The sequence below is a fragment of the Streptomyces hyderabadensis genome (assembly GCF_020404845.1).
GTDB classification, from domain to species: Bacteria; Actinomycetota; Actinomycetes; order Streptomycetales; family Streptomycetaceae; genus Streptomyces; species Streptomyces hyderabadensis.
Map to the genome: position 1 here is coordinate 1 of NZ_JAIOJZ010000154.1, position 530 is coordinate 530.

Annotated in this window: 1 protein-coding gene; it reads right to left on the reverse strand. The window is 65.5% G+C overall.

Annotated features, from left to right (window positions below):
• Window positions 1-530, reverse strand: a 530-nt coding sequence (locus K7854_RS37320) for an alpha-amylase family glycosyl hydrolase (protein ID WP_264088206.1), incomplete at both ends; no start/stop codon positions are given.

The window sequence follows — 530 nt, forward strand, 5'->3', positions numbered from 1 at the left end:
CCACCGTGTCCGGGTACTGCGCGTCGATCTCCTTGCGCACCCGCTTCAGGAAGGCGTGCGTGGCCGGGAGGTTCTCGCAGTTGGTGCCCTCCTCCTGGTAGAGGTACGGCACCGCGTCCAGCCGGAACCCGTCGATGCCCAGGTCCAGCCAGAACTTCAGCGCGGAGATCATCTCCTCCTGCACGGCCGGGTTCTCGTAGTTGAGGTCCGGCTGGTGGGAGAAGAAGCGGTGCCAGTAGTACTGCTTGCGCACCGGGTCGTAGGTCCAGTTGGAGGCCTCGGTGTCGACGAAGATGATCCGCGCGTCCTGGAACTGCTTGTCGTCGTCGGCCCAGACGTAGTAGTCGCCGTAGGGGCCGTCGGGGTCCCTGCGGGACTCCTGGAACCACGGGTGCTGGTCGCTGGTGTGGTTCATGACGAAGTCGATGATCACGCGCATGCCGCGCTGGTGCGCCGCGTCCACGAACTCGACGAAGTCCGCGAGGTCGCCGAACTCGGGCAGCACGGCGGTGTAGTCGGAGACGTCGTAA